The sequence below is a fragment of the Mesorhizobium sp. M8A.F.Ca.ET.165.01.1.1 genome, from assembly GCF_004792065.1.
GTDB lineage: Bacteria > Pseudomonadota > Alphaproteobacteria > Rhizobiales > Rhizobiaceae > Mesorhizobium.
The window spans coordinates 900,401-919,997 of the sequence record NZ_SRTH01000001.1 but is presented as its reverse complement, the minus strand read 5'-3'; the positions used below and the strand labels follow the sequence as shown (position 1 = coordinate 919,997).

The 19,597-nt window shown below is 64.9% G+C and carries 19 protein-coding genes; 10 read left to right on the top strand and 9 right to left on the bottom strand.

From position 1 onward, the window contains the following. Window positions 1–13: 13 nt before the first annotated feature. Window positions 14–808 carry a glycosyltransferase family 2 protein gene (locus EN808_RS04405; protein WP_127278287.1) on the top strand — a complete coding sequence of 265 codons (795 nt, stop codon included), beginning with the start codon at window positions 14–16 and terminating at the stop codon, window positions 806–808. Here the strand turns inward: EN808_RS04405 and gmhB are convergent. The 4 genes from gmhB to EN808_RS04385 form a co-directional block, all read right to left on the bottom strand. Next, on the bottom strand, window positions 805–1,464 hold the full coding sequence (gene gmhB / locus EN808_RS04400) for a D-glycero-beta-D-manno-heptose 1,7-bisphosphate 7-phosphatase (RefSeq protein WP_135884101.1): 660 nt from the start codon (window positions 1,462–1,464) through the stop codon (window positions 805–807). The genes EN808_RS04405 and gmhB overlap by 4 nt on opposite strands. Then, window positions 1,457–2,029, bottom strand: coding sequence for an SIS domain-containing protein (locus EN808_RS04395; RefSeq protein ID WP_127278285.1), 573 nt, complete (start codon window positions 2,027–2,029; stop codon window positions 1,457–1,459). The genes gmhB and EN808_RS04395 overlap by 8 nt, the downstream gene beginning before the upstream one ends. A gap of 8 nt (window positions 2,030–2,037) precedes the next feature. Further along, a complete protein-coding gene (gene rfaE1 / locus EN808_RS04390) occupies window positions 2,038–3,531 on the bottom strand; it encodes a D-glycero-beta-D-manno-heptose-7-phosphate kinase (protein WP_135915224.1) in 1,494 nt (497 codons plus the stop codon). Window positions 3,532–3,666: 135 nt separating this feature from the next. Next, on the bottom strand, window positions 3,667–4,299 hold the full coding sequence (locus tag EN808_RS04385; RefSeq protein ID WP_127278283.1) for a LysE family translocator: 633 nt from the start codon (window positions 4,297–4,299) through the stop codon (window positions 3,667–3,669). A 449-nt stretch (window positions 4,300–4,748) separates the two neighbouring features. On the opposite strand from EN808_RS04385, the gene rfaD reads away from it, so the two are divergent. Genes rfaD through waaC form a run of 3 tightly spaced genes read left to right on the top strand, consistent with a single transcriptional unit; the run spans window position 4,749 to window position 7,656 of the window. Then, window positions 4,749–5,699: an ADP-glyceromanno-heptose 6-epimerase gene (rfaD, locus tag EN808_RS04375; RefSeq protein ID WP_135884184.1), complete on the top strand. Its 951-nt coding sequence runs from the start codon at window positions 4,749–4,751 to the stop codon at window positions 5,697–5,699. Then, complete coding sequence (gene waaF / locus EN808_RS04370; protein WP_135915223.1) at window positions 5,672–6,679, top strand: lipopolysaccharide heptosyltransferase II; 1,008 nt, start codon at window positions 5,672–5,674, stop codon at window positions 6,677–6,679. Before rfaD ends, waaF begins: the two co-directional genes overlap by 28 nt. After that, a complete protein-coding gene (gene waaC / locus EN808_RS04365) occupies window positions 6,676–7,656 on the top strand; it encodes a lipopolysaccharide heptosyltransferase I (protein WP_135867445.1) in 981 nt (326 codons plus the stop codon). Before waaF ends, waaC begins: the two co-directional genes overlap by 4 nt. 250 nt (window positions 7,657–7,906) lie before the next feature. Here waaC and greA read toward each other — a convergent pair whose 3' ends face one another. Both greA and EN808_RS04350 read right to left on the bottom strand, forming a co-directional pair. Continuing rightward, window positions 7,907–8,380 carry a transcription elongation factor GreA gene (gene greA, locus EN808_RS04355; RefSeq protein ID WP_023671981.1) on the bottom strand — a complete coding sequence of 158 codons (474 nt, stop codon included), beginning with the start codon at window positions 8,378–8,380 and terminating at the stop codon, window positions 7,907–7,909. 267 nt (window positions 8,381–8,647) lie between these two features. Further along, window positions 8,648–9,184, bottom strand: a complete 537-nt coding sequence (locus EN808_RS04350) for a tetratricopeptide repeat protein (protein ID WP_127873473.1) — start codon at window positions 9,182–9,184, stop codon at window positions 8,648–8,650. Between the two features lie 142 nt (window positions 9,185–9,326). Between EN808_RS04350 and EN808_RS04345 the strand changes: the two genes are divergently transcribed. The 4 genes from EN808_RS04345 (at window position 9,327) to EN808_RS04330 (ending at window position 12,908) form a co-directional block, all read left to right on the top strand. Further along, window positions 9,327–9,752, top strand: a complete 426-nt coding sequence (locus tag EN808_RS04345; RefSeq protein ID WP_135867506.1) for a DUF3775 domain-containing protein — start codon at window positions 9,327–9,329, stop codon at window positions 9,750–9,752. A gap of 199 nt (window positions 9,753–9,951) precedes the next feature. Next, a complete protein-coding gene (locus EN808_RS04340; protein WP_245512154.1) occupies window positions 9,952–10,977 on the top strand; it encodes an extensin family protein in 1,026 nt (341 codons plus the stop codon). 113 nt (window positions 10,978–11,090) lie between these two features. Continuing rightward, complete coding sequence (locus tag EN808_RS04335; protein WP_135867447.1) at window positions 11,091–11,897, top strand: extensin family protein; 807 nt, start codon at window positions 11,091–11,093, stop codon at window positions 11,895–11,897. A gap of 303 nt (window positions 11,898–12,200) precedes the next feature. Beyond that, on the top strand, window positions 12,201–12,908 hold the full coding sequence (locus EN808_RS04330) for an LssY C-terminal domain-containing protein (protein ID WP_135867448.1): 708 nt from the start codon (window positions 12,201–12,203) through the stop codon (window positions 12,906–12,908). Between the two features lie 7 nt (window positions 12,909–12,915). Here the strand turns inward: EN808_RS04330 and EN808_RS04325 are convergent, their stop codons facing one another. Beyond that, entirely contained in the window at window positions 12,916–13,938 is a 1,023-nt protein-coding gene (locus EN808_RS04325) for an NAD(P)-dependent alcohol dehydrogenase (protein ID WP_135867449.1), read from the bottom strand. A 124-nt stretch (window positions 13,939–14,062) separates the two neighbouring features. On the opposite strand from EN808_RS04325, the gene EN808_RS04320 reads away from it, so the two are divergent. Further along, entirely contained in the window at window positions 14,063–14,977 is a 915-nt protein-coding gene (locus EN808_RS04320) for a LysR family transcriptional regulator (RefSeq protein WP_135867450.1), read from the top strand. Window positions 14,978–15,056: 79 nt separating this feature from the next. Next, a complete protein-coding gene (locus EN808_RS04315; protein ID WP_127873480.1) occupies window positions 15,057–16,367 on the top strand; it encodes a hemolysin family protein in 1,311 nt (436 codons plus the stop codon). 165 nt (window positions 16,368–16,532) lie between these two features. Here the strand turns inward: EN808_RS04315 and EN808_RS04310 are convergent, their stop codons facing one another. Both EN808_RS04310 and EN808_RS04305 read right to left on the bottom strand, forming a co-directional pair. After that, entirely contained in the window at window positions 16,533–17,852 is a 1,320-nt protein-coding gene (locus EN808_RS04310) for an HlyD family type I secretion periplasmic adaptor subunit (protein WP_127873481.1), read from the bottom strand. Between the two features lies 1 nt (window position 17,853). Beyond that, on the bottom strand, window positions 17,854–19,590 hold the full coding sequence (locus tag EN808_RS04305; RefSeq protein WP_135915222.1) for a type I secretion system permease/ATPase: 1,737 nt from the start codon (window positions 19,588–19,590) through the stop codon (window positions 17,854–17,856). Window positions 19,591–19,597: the final 7 nt, after the last annotated feature.

Here is a 19,597-nt window from a genome sequence, read left to right as displayed (position 1 = left end):
TGAGAAGGGGACCATGACCCGTTTTGCAAGCCCGGTCTCGGCGCTCATCATCTGCGTGAACGAGGCCGATATGATCGGCCCGTGCCTGGAAAGCATCGATTTCTGCGCCGAGATCATCATCGTCGATTCCGGCTCGACGGACGGCACCGTCGAATGCGTGAAAAGCTATATCGCCAAGGGCTATCCGATAACGCTGCTGCACAATGACTGGCCGGGGTTCCCCCGCCAGCGGCAATTCGCGCTCGACCATGCCAACCAGCCCTGGTGCCTTTCGATCGACCCGGACGAGCGCGTCGACGGCCGGCTGCGGCAGTCGATCGTGGCCATCACCCAGGCGGCCGGCGGCAAGGCCAGCGGATGGTACATGCGCCGCCGCGACTGGCTGAAGGGCTACGGCTATGCCCATCGCTGGGTCCTGCACAACAGGCTGCTCAGGCTTTTCCGCAGGGAAGGCGCCACCATGGATCTCACCGCGCGGGTGCATGAATCCGTTCGCGTGCCGGGCGAGACCGACACGATCGAGGACGGTGTCTTGCTGCATCGCCGTGAAATATCGGTCGAGGAGGATCTTGCCCGGGCCAACGCCTATTCCAGCCTCAAGGCGGTCACGCTGGTCGAGAAAGGCAAGAAGCCCGGCCTGGTGCGGCTGGTGCTGTCACCGTTCGGCAACTTCCTGAAATTCTACCTGGCCAAGCGCTACTTCCTGTGCGGCCGCCACGGCTTCGTCTACTCGATGTCGGTGATGATCTATTCCTTCGCCACCGAGGCCAAGCTCTACGAAGCCTCGCAGCGCGACGATAAGGCCTAGGCCGGCAGGCCGCGGTCCCGACCGAGCGTCTCCACGGCCGCGAGCAGGCCGCCGAGATCGCGGTCGTCATGCAAGCGCCTGATGGCGAAGCCAGGCTGAAGTGCCCCCTCACCGTCGACCAGCCAGCCCTGCGCCAGGCCCGCGCGTTGGCCCGCCTGCATGTCGGCCAGCTTGTCGCCGACCATCAGGGAGCGCTGGAGATCGAGATCAAGGCGCCTGCCCGCCTCGATCAGCATGCCCGGATTGGGCTTGCGCATCGGATGATCGGCAACGGCGAGATGCCCGACGCCAGCCTCGTGATAGGCGCAGGCCAGCACCATGTCGACGAACACACCCTGCCCGTTCAGCAACTCGACCACGCGGGCGTTCACCTTGGCGAAAACGTCCCAGCCGAAATAGCCGCGCGCGATGCCGGACTGGTTGGTGACGACGATCACCGGTATCCCCCTCAGGTTGGCGGCGGCGATCGCCGGCAGCATCCGTGGCCTGAGCTCGATCTCGGCCGGATCGCTGGGATAGTCGGTGTCGACATTGATGGTGCCGTCGCGGTCGAGGAACAGCGCCGGCGAGCGTACCGGGAAAACCCGGCCGCCGATCCGCTCCACCCAGAGCCCCGGTTCGGTCAGCGGGTGCGGCGTCCCGATCCCGTCAGCCATTCGACAGGCGCGCTTCGACCACCTCGCACAGATAGTGATAGAGGCACAAATGGCCTTGCTGGATGATCGGCGTCGAGGTCGAAGGTACGTTGAGCAGGATGTCGGTGAGCGGCTTCAGCTTGCCACCGGTGTCGCCGGTCAGGCTGATCACCGTCATGTCCATCATGCGCGCCTGTTCGGCGGCGGCAAGGATGCTCGGCGAATTGCCGCTGGTCGAGATCGCCAAAAGCACGCCGCCCGCAGCGCCATGCGCTTCGACCTGGCGCGAAAACACCGTGTCGAAGCCGTAGTCATTGCCCCAGGCGGTCAGCATCCCGGCATTGGCCGGCAGCGCAATCACATTGTAGGCCTTGCGCTCCTTCAGGAAGCGGCCGACCAGTTCGGTGGCGATATGGATGGCGTCGCTGGCCGAGCCGCCATTGCCGCAGACCAGCAAGGCCTTTCCGGAGGACAGCGCCGATACGACGGCACTCGCCGCACGTTCCATCTCGCTGGTCAGATCTCGCTCGACCGTGGCAGTGATGGCGGCCGCCGAGCGGACCAGATAGTCGTTCAATTCGGACATGAGATCCCTCAGTTGGTGGCGCCGCCGGCGCGCAGTTTGCCGATCGTGCCGGTGGTGCTCTTGCCGGCGACGAGGTCGACCAGCACGACGCGGCCGCCCGCCTTCTGCACCACATCGGCGCCGACCACGGTGTCGATCGTGTAGTCGGCGCCCTTGACCAGTATGTCGGGCAGAAGCGCTTCGATCAGCGACAGCGGCGTATCCTCCTCGAACACCACCACGGCATCGACGGAAGCGAGCGCGGCGAGCACGCAGGCGCGGTCATGCTGGTCGTTGACCGGGCGGCCCGGCCCTTTCAGCCGGCGCACGGAAGCATCGCTGTTGAGGCCGAGCACCAGCCGGTCGCACTGGCTGCGCGCCGCGTGCAGCAGGCTGACATGGCCGGCATGCAGGATGTCGAAACAGCCATTGGTGAAGCCAACGCTCAGCCCCTCCGCCTTCCATGCCGCCACCATGCGCGCGGCCGAGACGGCGTCGAGGATGGCGTCCTTATGCGCGGTCGGTCCGTGCGAGCGGAAGAGCGCGCCCGTGAGTTCCTCGACGCTCAGCCGCGCGGTGCCGCGCTTGCCGACCACGACGCCGCCGGCGGCGTTGGCGATGGAGGCCGCGGCGACAGGATCGGCGCCGGCTGCAAGCGCCAGCGCGAAGGTCGCGATCACCGTATCGCCGGCGCCCGAGACGTCGAACACCTCGCGCGCCTGGGTGGCGATGTGGCGCGCCTCCTCGGGGCCGACCACGCTCATGCCCTTTTCGCTGCGGGTGGCGACGACGAAGTCGAAGCCGTGCGCCGAAATCAGTTCCCGCGCCGCCGCCACGATCTCGTCATCGGCGAACACCGCATGGCCGAGGGCCTCGCCGAGTTCCTTGCGGTTGGGGGTGACGGCGGTCGCGCCGGCATAGCGCGCATAGTCGCGGCCCTTCGGGTCGACAAGCACCGGCTTGCCCGCCTCCCGGCAGATGGCGATCAGTTCGGCGGCGACGCCGTCCAGCAAGATGCCCTTGCCGTAATCGGACAGGATGACGATGTCCGCCTGTTGCAGCGCGTCCCGGAAACGGCGGATCAGCTCAGCCCGTTCCGCCTCGCCGAGCGGCCTGATCTCTTCTTCGTCGAAGCGCAGCACCTGCTGGTTGAGCGCGCTGAAGCGGCTCTTCGACGAGGTCATGCGGCCGCGCTGCTGTGAAAGGCCAGCTGTCTCTGCGCCAAGCTCGCCCAGCATCCGCGCCAGGCTGTCGCCGGCGGGATCAGTGCCGATCACCGAGACCGGAATGGCGCGCGCGCCAAGCGAGACGATGTTGGCCACGACATTGCCGGCGCCACCCATGGCCGAGCTTTCGCCGCGCCCGTGCAGCACCGGGATCGGCGCTTCCGGCGAAATCCGCTCGATGACGCCATTGACGAAGCGGTCGAGGATGAAGTCGCCGACCACCAGCACGGCGATGTCGCCGAAGCGCGCGATGGCGCGGTGCAGGGGCTCGGGAGAAGGCGGATTGTGCTTGATCATGTCATCTGCCACGCGCGGGAAACGCCGATCTCAGATAGGTCGAAACACCAGATTTGCGAGGCCGGTCGGTCATGCCTGCCGATATACCGCAATTCGGCGCAGCGCAACGCCGGGGCGGAGGCAAACCCGGACCGGTCAGGTTTTCTGCAGGGCGACGTGGACGCCGAGCCCGACCAGCACCGCACCGCCGGCCCGCTGCATCAGCCGCTGCGCCCGGCTCGAACGGCGCAGCCGGCCGATCACCAGGCCGGCCAGGAACACGCACACGACATCGGCCGAGGAGAACATCAGGTTGACGATGGTGCCCAGCACGACGAATTGCAGCCACACCGGCAAGGCCGCGGAGGCATCGATGAACTGCGGCAGGAACGCCATGAAGAATATCGCGGTCTTGGGATTGAGCACCTCGACAGCGATGCTCTCGAAGAACGCTCGGCATGCCGATTTGCGCTCGATCGCCGGCAGCGCCACGTCGCCCTCCACGCGCTTGCGAAACAGCGAGATGCCGAGCCAGATCAGGTACAGCGCGCCGACCAGTTTGACCGCCATGTAGAGCGGCGGAACGGCATGGAACAGCACCGACAGGCCTGCGGCGGCGGCAAAGACATGCACATAGCCGCCGAGGTGAATGCCGAGTGCCGCCGTCAGCCCCGACCAGCGTCCGCGCGCCATGGTCTGCGCGGCGGCGTAGAGCATGGCCGGACCCGGAATATAGGCGAAGATCGCCGTGGTGGCGAAAAACGCGATCAGCAGTTCGGTCGACGGCATTTTTTGTTCCTTTGTCGTTGGGTCTATGACAGGCAGCGCTTACTAACTTCAGTCCTTCGTCTCCGTTTTGGCGATACCACAAATGTTGGGTGTCTTCGAATTCGACCTATGACCTTTTTCTGGCGTTGGCGCTGCCCCTCACCTGCCTGCCGGCATCCTCTCCCCGTATAGAGACGGGGAGAGGGACGCTGTCATCGATGGTTTCGCCAATTTTCAACGTTGCAAGAGAAGGCGGCGAGGTTGCGTCCAGTTTCTTCTCCCCGTCACTATACGGGGAGAAGGTGCCGGCAGGCGGATGAGGGGCGGCGCTGCCCTGACGTGATTGTCAGCAAGAAGCCTATGGCGACTCGCTAGACAGCAGCTTTGGGTCTAATCACGGATCCTGCTTTGTCGACAGCCCGGCCAGCCTCCCTTATAAGGACCGGAATCGCACGCAACCAGAGGCCTTCATGATCATCGTCACGGGCGGCGCCGGCATGATCGGCTCCAACATCGTCGCCGCGCTCAATGCGGAAGGTCATGACGACATCCTGGTCGTCGACGACCTCACCGACGGCCACAAGATCGCCAACTTGGCCGATCTCAGCATTGCCGACTATCTCGACAAGGACGACTTCCTGGCCCGCATGGAAGCCGGCTCGCTCGGCCGCATCGAGGCAGTCTTTCATCAGGGGGCTTGCTCGACCACCACCGAATGGAACGGCAAGTTCATGATGGACGTGAACTACGCCTATTCGAAACAGCTGCTGCATGCCTGCCAGGCGCTGCGCGTGCCCTTTCTCTACGCCTCCTCGGCTTCGGTCTATGGCGGCGGATCCGAATTTCGTGAGGAGCCGGCGTTTGAACGGCCACTCAACGTCTATGCCTATTCCAAGAAACTCTTCGACGACTATGTCAGGCGCACCGTGTTCGACAGCGATCATTCGCAGGTCGCGGGGCTGCGCTACTTCAATGTCTATGGCCCGCGCGAGGCGCATAAGGGCGCCATGGCCTCCGTCGCCTTCCATCTGTTCAACCAGGTCGAGCGCGGCGAAAATCCGAAGCTGTTCGGTGCCCATGGCGGCTTCGGACCGGGCGAGCAAAGCCGCGATTTCATCCATGTCGGCGATGTCGCCGACGTCAATCTGTGGCTATGGAAGCGTGGCGCGAGCGGCATCTTCAACTGCGGCACCGGCCGCGCCCAGCCGTTCCGCGCCATCGCCGAAACGGTCATCGACACGCTGGGCAAGGGCGAGATCGAGTTCATAGAATTCCCCGACCATCTCAAGGGCAGCTACCAGAGTTTTACCCAGGCTGATATGTCCCACTTGCGCGCGGCCGGCTATAACGGGCAATTCCGCACAGTAGAAACCGGCGTCAGAGACTATGTCGAATGGCTGAAAGCCCAACGATCCTCGTGATCGGCCCACGCTGGGTGGGCGATATGGTGATGGCGCAGTGCCTGTTCTCGGCGCTGAAGGAGCTCCATCCCAACGCCGCGATCGATGTGCTGGCGCCCGCCTGGGCGGCACCTCTGGTCAAGCGCATGCCGGAGATCCGCCAGCAGATCGACTTTCCGCTGAAGCCCGGCACGCTCGAATTCAGCCATCGCCGCCGCTTCGGCCGCCTGCTGCGCGGCCGCTACGACTTGGCCTATGTACTGCCAGGCAGCTGGAAGTCGGCGCTGATCCCGTTCTTTGCCCGCATTCCGCGCCGTTTCGGCAATCTGCGCGAAATGCGCTATGGCCTTTTGACCGACATCGTACCATTGCCCGACGCCGTGAAACGGCGCACCGCGCAGGCCTATTTCGGCCTCGCCCAGGGCGGCAGTTTCCGCGCACCCCGGCTGACCGTGGACGCGAAAAACCAGGCCGCCCTGCTCGACCGCTTCGGTCTGGCGCCGCAAAAATTCGTGGCCCTGATGCCCGGTGCCGAGTTCGGCCCGGCCAAGCGCTGGCCAAGCGAAAGCTATGCCGGCCTTGCCCGCGAATTCATGGGCAAGGGACTGAAGGTCGCCCTGTTCGGCTCGAAGAACGACCGCGACGTGACGGCCGAAATCGCCGCATTGGCCCCCGGCGTCGTCGACCTCGCCGGCCAGACGCGGCTGGAGGACGCCATCGACCTGATCTCGGCCGCCCGGCTCGCGGTCTCCAACGACAGCGGGCTCATGCATGTCGCGGCCGCCGTCGGCACGCCGATCGTTGCCGTCTACGGCTCGACCTCGCCTGAAAATACGCCGCCACTGGCGGAACGGCGCGAACTGGTCTGGCTCGGCCTGTCCTGCTCGCCTTGCCACCAGAAAAACTGTCCGCTCGGCCACCTCAACTGCCTCAAGACATTGGAAGTCGGGCGGGTCGCCGCGGCGGCGGACCGGCTGCTGGAAGTTCCGGCCGCGGCATGAAGGTGCTGATCGTCAAGACATCGTCGATGGGCGATGTCATCCACACCTTTCCGGCACTCGAGGATGCCTGCCGCGCGCGGCCCGATATCGCTTTCGACTGGTGCGTGGAGGAGGCGTTTGCCGGCATCGTCGCGCTGCATCCGGCGATCGGCACCATCCACACGGTGGCGATAAGGCGCTGGCGAAAGAGCCTCTTCGACACGAACACCTGGCGCCAGGCGGCGGCCCTGCGCCGTGCCTTGCGCGCCTGCCGATATGATCTCGTCGTCGATGCGCAAGGCCTGCTGAAATCGGCCCTGGTGGCACGCCAGGCGCGTGCGCCGATCGCCGGCTTCGACCGGTCGAGCGCGCGCGAACCCTCGGCGACGCTGTTCTACGACGTCCCCTACGCCGTGCCGCGCGACCTGCACGCCATCGAGCGGACAAGGCGGCTGTTCGGGTTGGCGCTCGGCTACCGGCCCGATCTTTCGACGCTCGACTCCGGCATCGTCGCACCGATGGGCACGATCGCCGGCATCGACGGAAAAGCGGCCTTCCTGCTGCACGGCACCAGCCGCGAGGACAAGAAATGGCCTGCCGAGGACTGGATCGGAACCGCCCGCCTGCTGGTCGAGCGCGGCATGACGCCGGTCACCACCTGGTCGAACGAACGGGAGAAGGCCGTGGCCGAAGCGATCGCCAAGGCCGTGCCATCCACGGTCGTGCTGCCCAAATCGCCGCTGGCCGACATCGCAGCCATTCTCGGCCGCTCGACGCTCGTCATCGGCGCCGATACGGGATTGACCCACCTCGCCAGCGCCTTCGGCCTGCCGACGGTGGCGGTATTTTTGGCAACTGAACCGGGTTTGACCGGGCCGCGTGGGCAATATGCATCGACGCTGCTGGCAGCGTCCGGCGCGCGCGTGACGCCGGCGCAGGTGGTGGCGGAAGCGGAACGACTTTTAGAGCTTAGCCGGGCAAATACCCGGAAATACTGACTTTTCGACCGAACGATTGGAAAGGCCAGCGCCGCCCCTCATCTGCCTGCCGGCATCTTCTCCCTGTATAGTGACGGGGAGAAGGGGCTGAAATACGCGGTCGGTGCCAGCCACTTGGCGAAATCATCGATGACAGCGTCTTTCTCCCCGTCACTATACGGGGAGAAATGCCCGGCAGGGCAATGAGGGGCGGCGCAAACCTTCGCGCGGATAGCGCCTGTCAGCGCGGAGCCTCACCCAGCCGACGCCCTCAGATAAACTGCACCTGGACGATTTCGTACCCGCGTGCGCCACCAGGCGCATTGACCTCGATGGCGTCGCCGACTTCCTTGCCGATCAGCGCGCGCGCGATGGGCGAAGAGATCGAGATGCGGCCGGACTTCACGTCGGCTTCCTGGTCGCCGACGATCTGGTAGGTCTTCTTCTCCTCGGTGTCCTCGTCGACCAGCACCACGGTGGCGCCGAACTTGACCTTGTCGCCGCTGAGCTTGGTGACGTCGATCACCTCGGCGCGCGCGATATAATCCTCGAGCTCGTTGACGCGGCCCTCATTGAGGCTCTGCGCCTCTTTCGCGGCATGGTATTCGGCATTTTCGGACAGGTCGCCATGCGAGCGCGCCTCGGAGATCGCCTCGATGATGCGCGGCCGCTCTTCCTGCTGGCGCCAACGCAGTTCTTCCTTCAATGACGCGAACCCCTCGCCTGTCATCGGGACCTTGTTCATAGTGCCTGACCTTTCCTGCCGCCGCCCCCGCGTTTCGGGGGAAGCCTTGTCGTTGGGTACAAAAAGAAAACGGTCCGGCAGCCTCGGGCTAACGGAACCGTTTCACCGCAATTTCCCTGAATATAGCAATCTTTGCGGGCTTTTCACGCTCAAAAATCGGTTTTGCAAAAATCATCCCTTCTTTTGTCAGCGAAGGTGGCTATGGAATGGAGCGAACAAAAACGGCCGCGATCGCTCGCGGCCGCTTCGAGAAACCATGGTGCCCGATCAGCTCCTCATGAAATGTTCGATCTGCTCGGACAGCATGCCGTATTCGCGCGAACCCTTGCCGGTGCGCTTTTCGATCTCCGTCAGCTGCTGCTGGGCGCCGGCCAGGTCACCGATCTGCAGATGCGCCTCGCCGAGATATTCGCGCACCAGCGTGTAATTCGGGTCGATGCGCAGCGCTTCCTCGTAGTAGCCGAGGCCGACGGTAACGCGGCCGGAATGGCGGTGCGAATAGCCGAGATAGTTGAGGATGCGCGGATCCTGCTTGTTGGCGGCCAGAACGAGAACCGAGATCGCCTCGTCGTAGCGGCCGGCCATCGCCAGTGCATGGCCCGCATCATAGATGCTGTCGTCGTCCAGCATGCCTTCCTTGGGCGGCACGCATTTCTGCTTCTTCTTATCCCAGACCTCGCCCTTTTTGCATTGGGTGACAGTCTGGTCGCTGCCACCGCTGCTGCCGGCGGCAAACGCCGGAACGGCGAGGAACTGCAGAGCGACAAGCGCGCTCGCCGCCTGGATAAGCACTCTTTTATGCATGGAAACCTCCTGAGGCTGTGACAATGCCACACTAACGCCGAGCAGTCCGCGTTTCATCCCGGAAAAAAGCCCGGCTGGAGAACATGAGGTGACGGATGCCGCAAATCCGGTATCATCCGGCAAACGACTGACGGAGAGGCCCGTGCAGCGGCGGCGTGAAAAGACCTGGGATCTGACGATCGGACCCGACACCGTGCGGCTGTTCATTCTCAAGGCCAAGGCGCTGAGCGCGGCCGTCAACGAGGACTATGCCGACGGCGCCGAACACGAGGTCGAGTTCGACGGCGACAGGCATGACAACCATCACCACGACGGCCTTGCCGAGGAAAGCTCGGAAAACCTCACCGAGGAAGAGCTGCGCGAGCTGATCAACGACCTCAATATCGACGAGGCGGCCGAGCTGATCGCGCTGGCCTGGGTCGGCCGCGGCGACTACGACGCCTCGGAATGGGCCGAAGCGGTGGCGGCGGCGCGGGAGCGCGCCAACAAACGCACGGCGAAATACCTGCTCGGCATGCCGCTGCTCGCCGACTTGCTGGAAGAGGGGCTGGAAGCAATCGGCGCGTAACGCGGAGGTAACCGATTGTGATCGGGTCGAAGCGCCTGTCCAGGCAACTTCAGCCGACCGGCGCCGTTTCCGAGCGATGGCAACGCTGAGCTTTTCCCGATTCTGCACTCTGGCGCTGCTTTTGGCGGCGGCGGTTCTGCTGGTGACGCCGGCCGACGCCAGACATCGTCACAGACACCACGGGCCGCTAAGCCCGCGCGTGGATCAGCCGCTGACGCAGCGGGCCGACCAGCCGCTGCGGCCAAGAGGCAAGCGACAGTCGAGAGCGCGGGTCAGGCAGCATATCGCGCCAAAACCCGCACCGCAAAAAACGCAGGATGCCCAGCCGTCCGCCGATGTTCCGGTGCCCGAGCCACGTCCGGCGGACGCCCCAAAGGCAGACGCTCCAAAGACGCAGGACCGGAACACCGAAGGTCCGAAGAGCGGCGGAGCGCCCGATCTGCTCAAGGACGAAAAGTCCCATCGGAAAAGCCAGACACCGCCCGAACCACCAGCCGAAACGGAAAGCGAGCCGGAGCCGCCAGCCGTGGTGCCAACACCGACGCCTAAGCCCGACACCACGACGCCCGAGCCTCAGCCGCCGGCCGTCGCCCCCCAGCCGACGCCAAAACCGGCGGATGCGGGCGACGAGGAGAAGATGCTGCCCGATCCGCGCTCGGCCGATCTCCCCGCCGACAAGATGCCGGCTGAGGAAGTCGCCTGCCGCGAGCGCCTGAAGACGCTCGGCGTCGAATTCGAGGACCACAAAGCCGAGAGCAATCCCGAAATCGGCTGCTCGATCCCCTACCCGATCGTGCTGAAGTCGCTCGGCAAGTCGATCGCGATTGCCCCCGGCACCGAACTCAACTGCCCGATGGCGGAGGCGGCAGTGCGTTTTGCCGCCGACGTCATCCAGCCGGCCGCGAAAGCCGAATTCGGCGCGGACCTGAAATCGATCAGCCAGGCATCCGCCTTCGTCTGCCGGCCGCGCCACGGCACGCGCAAACTGTCGGAACATGCTTTCGGCAACGCGCTCGACATCGCCAGCTTTACGCTGTCCGACGGCAAGACGATCGAGGTCGGCCCGACACCGCCGGAAAAGGACGGCAAATTCCTCGACGCCGTGCGCAAGGCCGCCTGCGGACCATTCAAGACCGTGCTCGGCCCCGGCGCCGACGCCGACCACGCGCTGCACTTCCATCTCGATCTCGAACCGCGCCGGCATGGCGGCACGTTCTGCCAATAAATGCGGCTGTTACAGGCTCGCTGCCGCATTTCAGCCGCAGGCGTGAACGCGGGCGCTGAGTTTTCCTTTACCCTTGATCGTTAAAATGCCGGATATCCAACAGGATTCCGCCAATGGCCGGCACATTTCGCGCCGTTTTCCGCGCCGCCGCGCGGCAACTGAAACCTGCATCGCTGCTGGCCGCCGGTCTGGGGATGGCCGCGGTTTCGGCCTGCAACACCGGCAGCGTGCTGTCGTTGCAGCCCGCCGTCGATGTCGGCTCGCAGACCGCGGCCGTGCCTCAATATACGGGCATGCAGAGGCTTGTCCCGTCCAATCCCTACATGACGCAGGCCGCCTATCCACGCATGGATGAACCGATGTCGCCGGTGGAGCAAATCCCAGCCAGCGAAACCGATTGCCGCCAGCAGCTGAAGCGCCTCGATGTCGCCTACACCGACCTGGCGCCGATCCATGAAGGCCAGTGCGGCATCGACTATCCGGTCAAGGTCACCGCAATCGGCGGCATCCAGATGAAACCCGCCGCGACGCTGACCTGCGACATGGCCGCCACCTTCGCCGCCTGGACGAAGAACGAACTCGTTCCCTCCGCCCGCTGGCGCTATTTCTCCGGCGTCAGGACCATCCACCAGGGCTCGAGCTATTCCTGCCGCAACATTGCCGGTGAGGGCGTGCTGTCCGAGCACGGCAAGGGCAACGCGCTCGACGTCATGAGCATCGAACTCAACAATGGCGATGACATCGACGTGCGCAAGCCCGGCCTGTTCGCCTTCCGCACCCGGGGCTTCCTCAACAATGTGCGCGCCGACGGTTGCCAGTATTTCACCACCGTGCTCGGCCCCGGCTACAATTACGACCACCGCAACCATTTCCACTTCGACATCAAGAACCGCAAGAACGGTTATCGCGCCTGCCGGTAGAGCACCGCAATCAAGGACGATGGAATTTAGCCGGAGCCGGTACTTCGTCATCCTAGGGTGGAGCAGTCGCGAAGCGACGTCGCGGAGACCCTAGGATCCATGCCGTGACCCCTGAGCAGGTGCGACGGTGAGATGCTATCAGAAGAACGTGTGTCCACTCTCAGGCAGTTCCGCTCATTCTGAACCGCTGTATTCTTCGGCCGTTGTCGTGGCATGGATCCTAGGGTCTGCGCTGCGTCGCTTCGCTCCTTGCTCCGCCCTAGGATGACGAAGGCATGGTGGCAGCAACGAGACAGTGAGTAGATGATCCACGGAAGCCTTCGACGACGCGTAACGATCTGGCTGGTGGCAGGTCTGGCCGCCTATGTGGCGCTCGCCTATGTCGTCGCGCCGGAATTCTGGACATTCCGCGATCGCGGCTTTCGCAACCAGCGCTTCGAGATGGTCACCCACACGCCGCAAGGCATTCCCGGCGACCCGATCAATGTCGGCCTGGTCGGTACGGAGAAGGAGTTGGTGCACGCTTTCGCCGTCGCCGGCTGGGACACCGCCGACGCCGTCACCTTGAGGACCGCCATCGATATCGGCGAGAGTGTTCTGTTTTCCCGCCCCTATCCCGATGCCCCGGTGAGCCGCCTGCTGTTCGAGGGCCGCGCCCAGGAACTCGCTTTCGAAAAGCCGGTCGGCGACAGTGCTGACCGGCGCCACCACATCCGTTTTTGGCGGACGGATACGGTCGGCGACGATGGCAGGCCGCTCTGGCTGGGCGCCGCCAGCTTCGATCGCGGTGTCGGCTTGAGCCACGACACGGGCGCCATCACCCATCATATCGGTCCCGACATCGATGCCGAACGCGACTTTGTGATCGGCGATCTCAATGCCGCCGGCCTGTTGTCCTCGACCAGCGACCTGGCGGGCATCGGCGCCACCAAAACCGGCCGCAACGGTGGCGGCGACCCCTATTTCACCGATGGCAGGGCGATCGTCGGCGTGCTGAAGCAGTTGCGGTGATCACAGGTCAGGCCGTGGCGATGACGATCTTGCCGAACGGCCCCTTCTCCAGATGCTCGAAGGCCCGCGGCACCTCGTCGAAACCAAAGACCTTGTCGATGACCGGCTTGATCGCCAGCGCCTCGATCGCCTCGTTCATCCGTTCGAAGGCGCGGCGATGGCCGATCGAAATGCCTTGCACGACAATACGGTTGCGCAGGAAGGGCACGATCGGGAAGCTGAGTTCCATGCTGCCCAGCAGGCCGATGATCGACAGCCGCCCATCGGCGGCCAACGCGTCGAGCGATCGCCGCGCATTGTCGCCGCCGACCATTTCGAGGATATGGTTGACGCCGGCGCCACCCGTCAACTCACGCGCCACCTCGTCCCATGCCGGTTTGGCGCGATAGTTGATCACCTGCCAGGCGCCGAGCGTCTTTGCCCGCTCGAGCTTGCCGTCGCTGCTTGACGTGACGATGGCGCGCAGGCCGAAGGCGTGGGCGAATTGCAGCGCAAACAGGGAGACACCGCCGGTGCCCTGGATCAGGACGGTCTGGCCGGGCACCGGTCGTGTCGCCTCGGCCATGGCGAACCAGGCCGTCAGCGCCGCGATCGGCAGCGTCGAGGCCTCCGCGTCGTTGAGCGAGGGCGGCGCCAGCACGGCGGCGTCCTCATTCAGGAGCAGATAGTCGCTCAACGTGCCGGGCAGCGACGATCCCAGCGTGTGCTGGTGCAGCACCGGCGGCGCATCGCCATCCGGCCAGTCGGCGATCACCTGCCCCAGCACGCGCTGGCCGGTCCGGAAACGGCTGACACCGCCGCCGACCGCCACCACTTCGCCAACGGCATCGGAGGTCGGCACGAATGGAAAGGCAAGGTCGGGGATCAGCACGCCATCGACGATCATCCTGTCCTTGTAGTTCAGCGATATGGCCTTGATCCGCACCAGCAGTTCATGCGGCCCGGGCTCGGGAATCCTCCCTTCGGCCAATTCCAGCCTGGGCAGGCCGAAGCCGGTCATCCGCCAGGATCTGTTGATGTCGCTCTTCATTGCGTCTGCTCCCGATTGCATGGCTGGCGGGATATTTACGCCGTTTCACTGTGGAAAAAAGCGCTTCCATGATCCATAATCGGAAACGAGTTGGTGATCAGATTTCTACAATGGGAATAGATCGATGGAATCCGCGGATCTGCAAGGCATCGTCGCCTTTGTTCAAACGATCGAGGCCGGAAGCTTCACCGGCGCAGGCGAGCGGCTGCGCGTGACGAAATCGGCGGTCGGCAAATCGGTCGCGCAACTGGAACAGCGGCTTGGCATCCGCTTGCTCAACCGCACCACGCGCAGCCTCAGCCCGACCAGCGAAGGCCTGTGCTATTATGAAGCCTGCGTCAGGGCGCTGTCCGAGATCGAAGCCGCCCAGGCGCTGCTGGCCTCGCGCCGGCAGGTGCCCTCGGGCCGCCTTCGGGTCGACCTGCCCTCGGCCTTCGGCCACCGCTGCGTGGCGCCTGTGCTGTTCGACATTTCCAGGCGATTTCCCGATCTGGCCATGGAGATTTCCTTCAACGACCGCCGCGTCGACCTCATCGAGGAAGGCATCGACCTCGCGGTCCGCATGGGCGACCTCGACGACAGCCTGTCGCTCGCCGCACGCCGGCTCTATACCCAGCGCTCGGCCATATGCGCCGCCCCCGCCTATCTCGACAGAAACGGCAGGCCACGGACGATCGAGGACCTCGCCGGCCATGACCTGATCGGCTACACCCGCAACGGCGTCGCCCACGCCTGGAGCATCAGGCAAGCCGATGGCCATGTCGCGAAATTCACGCCGCGGGCAAGGCTGGTGCTCGACAATGGCGAGCCGATGCTGGGCGCTGTCCTTGCCGGCTGCGGCATCACCTTCCTGCCGACCTGGCTGGTGGCGGACAGCCTCAGGAGCGGCGCGCTGGAAATGGTGCTGGTGGACACGCTGGTCGAAAACATTTCCGTCCATGCCATCTGGCCGGCGACACGAGCCTTGACGCCCAAGGTGCGGGTCGTCGTCGACGCGCTGGTCGCGCACTTCTCGTCGCCACCCTGGGATGCCGCCTGATCGGCCCGTATCGCCGTCATCTTTTTAAAATGGTCGCCGACTATTTTCGAAAGCCGTGCGGCAATGCTATTGACCCCTCATGTTATACGTTGAAATCGCCACCGTGGTCGTCCTCATCTGCGTGAACGGCCTTCTGTCGATGTCCGAACTCGCCATCGTCTCGTCGCGGCCGGCTCGCCTGAAGGCGATGATCGACCGCAACGTCAAGGGTGCCGGCCGCGCTCTGGCGCTTGGCTCCAATCCGGGCAAATTCCTGTCCTCCGTGCAGATCGGCATCACGCTGGTCGGCGTGCTGTCGGGCGCCTTTTCCGGTGCCACGCTCGGCCAGAGGCTGGCGCAATATCTGGCCTCGACAGGCATCCGCGAGACCATCGCCGACCCGCTCGGCGTCGGCATCGTCGTGGCCATCATCACCTACGCCTCGCTGATCATCGGCGAACTCGTGCCCAAGCAGATCGCGCTGCGCGATCCCGAGCGCGTTGCCGTGAGAGCCGCGCCGGCGATGACCATCCTCGCCACCATCTCGGCGCCTCTGGTCTTCCTGCTCGATATTTCGGGCCGTGCCGTGCTCTGGCTGCTCGGCCAGCGCGGCGAAAGCGAGGAAAAGGTCACCGACGAGGAGATCAAGATGCTGGTCGCCGAGGCCGAGCATCACGGCACCATCGAATCCGACGAGCGGCGCATGATCGCCGGTGTCATGCGGCTCGGCGACCGCGCCGTGCGCGCCGTCATGTCGCCGCGCACCGATGTCGACTGGATCAACCTGCAGTCCGATGAACCCACCATCCGCAAGCTGCTGATGGACACCCAGCATTCGCGCCTGCCCGCCGGCGACGGCGGGGTGGACGCCATGATCGGCGTCATCCAGACGCGCGACGTGCTGGCAGCACTGCTCGGCGGCCGCGCGCTCGACCCCCGCAAATACGTGCGCGCGGCACCCATCGTGCACGACCAGGCCGACGCCCTTGACGTGCTGCAGAAGCTGAAGGAGAGCGACGTGCCGATGGCGCTTGTGCATGACGAATACGGCCACTTCGAAGGCATCGTCACGCCCGCCGACATTCTGGAAGCCATCACCGGCGTCTTCCGCTCGGACCTCGAGGCCGGCGAGGAAGAAAGCGCCGTCCAGCGCGACGACGGCTCATGGCTGCTCGCCGGTTATATGCAGGCCGACGAGATGGCCGAAGTGCTGGGCATCGACCTGCCGGAGAACCGCGATTACGAAACCGTCGCCGGCTATGTGCTGTCGCACATGCACCATCTGCCGGCGACCGGCGAATGCGTCGACGCCCAGGGCTGGCGCTTTGAGGTGGTCGATCTCGACGGCCGCCGCATCGACAAGCTGATCGCCACCCGCCTGCCCAGCGGCCACCGCGAAGTGGCGCGCTGACCGTTCAAATGTCCAAGGCCGACGGCGGTTATTAGAGCAATTCCAGGAAAAGAGTGAAACGGCTTCCGTTCGGAATTGCGTAAAAACAAAGAGTTGGAGCCGTTCGCGATTCCGTGAAACGCGGAACGGCTCTAGCGGCGCGCCGGTTCACTGCCGGTCGGCGGTCTACTGCTCAGCGAAAGCCCGCGCGAATGAATCGAGCAGCGGCCGCGCGAGATACTCCAGGAAAGTGCGATCGCCGGTGCTGATGAACGCCTCGACCGGCGTCCCGGGGTAAAGCTGCTCGCGCCTCACGCCGGGCGGCAGGTCGGCGGCAATCGTCAGCTTGGCGCGGAAATAGGGTTCACGCGTGGCTGGATCGATGAGCCGATCCGCCGAAATCTGTGTCACGGTGGCTGAGACCTCTGGCGTGAGCCGCGCGTTCAAGGCGGATAGTCGCAGTTTCGCCGGCTGGCCGACACGGACCTGATCGATGTCCTTCGGCCGCAGCTTCGCATCGACGACCAGGCCAGACGCGGTGGGCAGGATTTCCATGATCTTTTCGCCCGGAGCAATCACGCTGCCCTTGGAATTGTAGGTCGACGACACCACGATGCCTGCCGCCGGCGCCTTGATCGTCGTTCGCCGCAGCACCGCCTCCGCCGTCCTGATCTGTTCCTCGACATCGGCCAGGTTGGAGCGAACGTCGTCGAGTTTCGTCAGCGCCTCCTCGACGCGTTGCGTGGTCAGGCGCTCGGTCTGCTCCTGGGCCTCCACGATCTGGGTATTGGCCGTCGCCAGATTGGCCTCCAGCATCCCGGCTTGCCCGACGAGATCGGCCTCGCTGCGCAAAAGCTGGGAGTATTCGGTACGGTTGGTGAGGCCCCTGTCGAGCAGGCTGGTCTTGATGCCGAGTTCTTTCTTGACGACTTCGGCTTGTTGCTGAATGGCCTGTTTCTGGGCCTGCAATCCCACCACCGACTGCCGGTGCATGGCGACCCGTTGTGCCAGGATCGATTGTTCCGACCGGAACCGGGCGAGCCTGGCGTCGAATTCCTTTTGCTGTTCTCGAATCAGGATCTCGAAATCCGGCTGGAAAGGTTCCGGCGCCGCTTTGGCGATTGGCGCCAGCCTGTCCAACCCGTCGCGTTCCGCCTCCAGCCGCGCCGCACTTGCCCTGAGCGCGATCGACTGTCGCGTCAGCCGGTTGAGCTCGGCCTGCGCGGCCGTTGGATCCAGCACGACCAGATCCTGGGCCAGTTGCACGCGATCGCCTTCATGGACCAGCAGTGCCTGGACGATACCGCCCTCGCGATGCTGGATCTGGATGTTTCCGCCGGTTGCCGAGATCGTGCCTTGGGTGATCACCGCGCCCGACAAGGGGGCGCTGACGGCCCAGTAGCCGAAGCCGCCCGCCAGCAGCGCCATGGCTGCATAACCGGTAAGCGCCACGCGTCTTATGTCGGTGCGTGGCTGGCCGTCCAAGGCGATGCTCTGTGTCGTCATCTCACGATCCGAAACTGCCACCCGCGCGGATCGTCGGGACGAACGACCCGGTCACCACCGTGCTCTGCTGGACGCCCTTGCCGATGACCGAGCGCCGCAGCATCTCGCTGCTTGGGCCGAAGGCTTCGATCATGCCGCCGCGCAAAAGCATCACGCGATCGCAAGCAGCCGCGATCGAAGGCTGATGGGTGATCACGATGACCGTGACGCCCGCCGTCCGCGCGGCCGAAAGCGCCGCCTCTAGCGCGGCCTCGCCGCTACCATCGAGATGGGAACTGGGCTCGTCGAGCACCAGGAGCCGCGGATTGCCGTAGAAGGCGCGCGCCAACCCGATCCGCTGGCGCTCGCCGCCCGACAACGCCCTGTCCGACGGGCCGATCATGGTCTGGTAGCCGTCGCGCTGCGCCAGGATCAGCTCATGCACCTGGGCGCGCCTTGCCGCGTCCACGATGGCGGCATCGTGCGCCTCCGGGTCGAAGCGGGCGACGTTCTGCGCGATCGATCCCGGAAAGAGCTCGACCTCCTGCGCGAGGTAGCCGACATGCTTTCCGAGCTGGCTTTCGTCCCAGGTCCCGAGGTCGGCGCCGTCGATCCTGATTGAGCCGCCGGTCGGCCAGGCGGCACCCACGAGCAGCCGCGCCAGCGTCGATTTGCCGGCGCCGCTTGGGCCGACGATGGCCAACGCCTCGCCCGCGCCGATCGCGAAATTCAGCCGCTTGAGGATGGGCTCGGTGCCGGGCCGGGCATTCGGCGCCATGAAGAAAACATCCTGCGCGGAAATCGCGCCTGCCGGATCGGGCAGGATCAGTTTTCGCGGCTCGGCCGGACGCGCCGCAAGCGCCTTCTCCAGCCGCGTCCACGCGCGCCGGGCGTCGGCGATCTGCCGCCAGGCGCCGATCAGCTGGTCGAGCGGCTGCAGCGCGCGCGACGAGACCAGCGACGAGGCGAAGATCATGCCGGCCGTCATCTGCCCTTGAAGCACCAGCCATGCGCCGGCGCCGAGGATCGCCAGTTGCAGCATCATGCGCAACGCCCGCGAGGCGCCGCTGAAGATTGCATTGGCGCTCGAGGAGCGGTCATGGAAGGCGAGCGCCGCCGCTACGTGCCGTCCCCAGACCCGCGAGGCATTTTCCACCATGCCCATGGCGCGCAGCGTCTCGGCATTGCGGGCAAAGGCCTGTTCCGCCTGGCTGGCCAGAGCCGAGCGCTCCGTGGACAAGGCGTCGTTGCGGCCGATGGCGAGCTGGTTGGCCACGACCAGGAAAATCAGAAGCACCGCGCCGGCGACCGTCACCCAGAACAGCACCGGATGGATGAGATAGAGCAACGCAAGGAAGACAGGGGCAAAGGGCAGGTCGAACAGCACCGCCACGCCGCGCGACCTGATGAAGGCGCAGACCGAGGCGAGGTCGCGCAGCGGCGAAAGAACGCCGGCATATTTTGCGCCAAGCGAAACGGCGAAGGTGCTGGCACCCAGCTTGCGGTCGACGGTCGCCGCGACGCGCTGCGTGTAAACCGCCCGGATCGCGTCCAGCAGCCCGAGGAAGGCGAGCGCGAGAACCGCGATGCCCGAAAGATAGACAAGCGTCTCGACGCTGGAGGACGGCAGCACGCGGTCATAAACCTGCAGCAGGTAGAGTGGAATCACCAGCAGCAGGATGTTGATCAACAGCGAGAAGACGCCGACATCGGCGATGGCACGTATGAACACTGGGCGCAGGCCGGACGGTCCGGTCATTTGCGCA

Bases quoted from the DNA above. Each gene is read 5' to 3' on its own strand.
- EN808_RS04305 (WP_135915222.1), bottom strand. From the start codon at position 19,590: ATGACCGGACCGTCCGGCCTGCGCCCAGTGTTCATACGTGCCATCGCC.
- gmhB (WP_135884101.1), bottom strand. From the start codon at position 1,464: ATGGCTGACGGGATCGGGACGCCGCACCCGCTGACCGAACCGGGGCTC.
- EN808_RS04320 (WP_135867450.1), top strand. From the start codon at position 14,063: ATGGAATCCGCGGATCTGCAAGGCATCGTCGCCTTTGTTCAAACGATC.
- EN808_RS04325 (WP_135867449.1), bottom strand. From the start codon at position 13,938: ATGAAGAGCGACATCAACAGATCCTGGCGGATGACCGGCTTCGGCCTG.
- EN808_RS04385 (WP_127278283.1), bottom strand. From the start codon at position 4,299: ATGCCGTCGACCGAACTGCTGATCGCGTTTTTCGCCACCACGGCGATC.
- EN808_RS04350 (WP_127873473.1), bottom strand. From the start codon at position 9,184: ATGCATAAAAGAGTGCTTATCCAGGCGGCGAGCGCGCTTGTCGCTCTG.
- EN808_RS04310 (WP_127873481.1), bottom strand. From the start codon at position 17,852: ATGACGACACAGAGCATCGCCTTGGACGGCCAGCCACGCACCGACATA.
- EN808_RS04405 (WP_127278287.1), top strand. From the start codon at position 14: ATGACCCGTTTTGCAAGCCCGGTCTCGGCGCTCATCATCTGCGTGAAC.
- EN808_RS04395 (WP_127278285.1), bottom strand. From the start codon at position 2,029: ATGTCCGAATTGAACGACTATCTGGTCCGCTCGGCGGCCGCCATCACT.
- greA (WP_023671981.1), bottom strand. From the start codon at position 8,380: ATGAACAAGGTCCCGATGACAGGCGAGGGGTTCGCGTCATTGAAGGAA.
- rfaE1 (WP_135915224.1), bottom strand. From the start codon at position 3,531: ATGATCAAGCACAATCCGCCTTCTCCCGAGCCCCTGCACCGCGCCATC.
- rfaD (WP_135884184.1), top strand. From the start codon at position 4,749: ATGATCATCGTCACGGGCGGCGCCGGCATGATCGGCTCCAACATCGTC.
- waaF (WP_135915223.1), top strand. From the start codon at position 5,672: ATGGCTGAAAGCCCAACGATCCTCGTGATCGGCCCACGCTGGGTGGGC.
- EN808_RS04315 (WP_127873480.1), top strand. From the start codon at position 15,057: ATGTTATACGTTGAAATCGCCACCGTGGTCGTCCTCATCTGCGTGAAC.
- EN808_RS04330 (WP_135867448.1), top strand. From the start codon at position 12,201: ATGATCCACGGAAGCCTTCGACGACGCGTAACGATCTGGCTGGTGGCA.
- EN808_RS04335 (WP_135867447.1), top strand. From the start codon at position 11,091: ATGGCCGGCACATTTCGCGCCGTTTTCCGCGCCGCCGCGCGGCAACTG.
- waaC (WP_135867445.1), top strand. From the start codon at position 6,676: ATGAAGGTGCTGATCGTCAAGACATCGTCGATGGGCGATGTCATCCAC.